Below are 2,241 nucleotides of genomic sequence, written 5' to 3'. Positions count from 1 at the left end.
CCCCGGCAGGCACATAGCCCGAGTGACCTTGCTGGCCCGGGTGGCCTCCGCCGTCCGGCCCCTGCCAGTGCCCTGGCGCGGGCTGCCCTGGCGCGGGCCCGCCGGGCCGGCCGCTCGCCGCCGGGATCGGGGTCGGGGCACCGCCGCCGAAGCGCTGACCCGGGCCGGTCCAGGCGGGTCCGGATCCCGGTTGGCCGCCGAAACCAGCGCCGGGCGGTGGCGGTCCCCCGGCCGACCGGCCGGCGCCGCCTCGGCCGGGGCCGGAGCCGCCCGCCGGCGCGACGCTGACCCGCCAGGTCCCGCCGATCTTCTCCGCCAGCGCGGTGCAGAACACCTCGGCGTTGTTGCCCTGTCCGAACATCCGCCCCATCGGTGGGCTGGCGAAGGCCAGGATCACCTCGTCACCGCGCACATCGGCGACGGCGGCGTGGTCCTTCAGGATCGCGTGCGTCTTACGGCTGCGACGGCCGGCGAGCAGGAGAACCTCGTCCCACAGCAGCCGCAGGCCCGCGGCATCGATCCGCCCGCCGCCCTGCCCGGCCCCGTCGCCCTGCCCAGTCCCGCGGCCCTGCCTGGCCGCGGGGCCGCCGCCTCCTGGTGGTGGCCCGAAGCCGGCGCCTGCCGATGGTGGCCCGAAGCCGGCACCACCGGTCGGGACACCCGCGCTCATCCCGCCGGCCGCCGGGGCCGGACTCCACGAGCCGCCGGCCGGACCCTGGGACGTGGGCGCCGCAGCAGCCCGCGCCGGTAGAGCGGGCGCCGGGCGGGTGGGCATCGACTCCCGCACGGGACCCGCCGCGCCGTCCGGGCGATCCGGGCCGGCCGGGCCATCGACACCGCGGAACGGGGGACTGGCCGCCACCGGGCCCGAGCCGATCCCGGGCGCCGACGCCGGGTAACCGGCAGCCGGGTCGGGGGCGGCGAGCACGGAACGGCGCTCCAGCCGTTCCAGCCGGGTCAGCAGCGCCGCCGGGTCCGCCGAGGCCGCGGGCAGCAGCGCACGGGCGAGGATCAGCTCGAGCATCAGCCGTGGGCTCGTCGTGCCCCGCATCTCGACCAGGCCGCCGTGCAGCACATCGGCCGTGCGCGACAGTTCCGCGGGGCCGACCGCGGCGGCCTGCGCGCGCATCCGGTCGATCTGGTCGGGGGAGAAGGACTCCAGCAGCCCGCGGGCGTCGGCGTCCGGGACGGCGGCCATCACGATCAGGTCGCGGAACCGGTCGAGGAGGTCGGTGGCGAAACGCCGCGGGTCGTGCCCGGCGGAGACGACCTTGTCGACGACGGTGAACAGGGCGGCACCGTCGCGCTGCGCGAGCGCGTCGACGGTCTCGTCGAGCAGGACCCCGTCGGTCATCCCGAGAAGGGTCACGGCGCGGTCGTAGTGCAGGCCGTCGTCGTCCGCCCCGGCGAGCAGCTGGTCGAGAACGGACAGCGAGTCCCGGACCGATCCCGCCCCGGCCCGCACGACCAGCGGCAGCACCGCCGGGTCGACGGTGGCGCCCTCCTGCTCGCAGATCGACGCCAGGTGCGTGCGCAGCACACCCGGCGGGACGAGCCGGAAGGCGTAGTGGTGGGTGCGGGACCGGATCGTCGGGATGACCTTGTCCGGCTCGGTCGTGGCGAAGACGAACTTCAGGTACGGCGGCGGCTCCTCGACGACCTTCAGCAGGGCGTTGAACGCCGCGGTCGTCACCATGTGCGCCTCGTCGACCACGAAGACCTTGAAGCGGGCCGACGCCGGGGCGAAGAAGGCCCGTTCGCGCAGGTCACGGGCATCGTCGACGAGGCCGTGGGAGGCGGCGTCGATCTCGGTGACGTCCATCGAGGCGCCGGTGCGGATGCCGACACACTCGTCGCACACGCCGCAGGGCTCGGGGGTGGGCCCCCGCTCGCAGTTCAGCGAGGCGGCGAGGATCCGGGCCGAGGACGTCTTGCCGCAGCCCCGCGGCCCGCTGAACAGGTAGGCGTGATGCAGCCGGCCGGTGCGCAGGGCCTTGCGCAGCGCGTCGGTCACGTGTTCCTGGCCGACCACCTGGGCGAAGGTCGCGGGACGGTACCGGTTGTACAACGCTGTGCTCACTGGCCTGCTCCGCGTGCTCGACGAGACCATCGGCGAAACGAGAGGACCCCCCGCACACCCGCCAGAGCCCGCTTACCCTTGCTGCCTTCCGGCCCTGGGGGGTTTCACGAGGGTAACGCCGCACGAGGGGTCTGCTCCGCAGTCTAGCCCCTGTCTCTTAT

Annotated in this window: 1 protein-coding gene and 1 other RNA gene; both read right to left on the bottom strand. The window is 75.2% G+C overall.

Annotation, left to right across the window (positions count from 1 at the left end; all coding sequences use genetic code 11):
* Nucleotides 1-2,080 (bottom strand): DNA polymerase III subunit gamma and tau (locus tag NBZ85_RS30480; RefSeq protein ID WP_261563356.1); only part of this gene is annotated, 2,080 nt, incomplete at its 3' end.
* A gap of 38 nt (nt 2,081-2,118) precedes the next feature.
* Nucleotides 2,119-2,215, bottom strand: an RNA gene (gene ffs / locus NBZ85_RS30475) — signal recognition particle sRNA small type.
* Nucleotides 2,216-2,241: the final 26 nt, after the last annotated feature.

This window comes from Frankia tisae (assembly GCF_025403405.1).
Taxonomy (GTDB): Bacteria; Actinomycetota; Actinomycetes; order Frankiales; family Frankiaceae; genus Frankia; species Frankia tisai.
The sequence above is the reverse complement of the archived record's forward strand: the minus strand, read 5'-3'. Positions and strand labels throughout refer to the sequence as shown.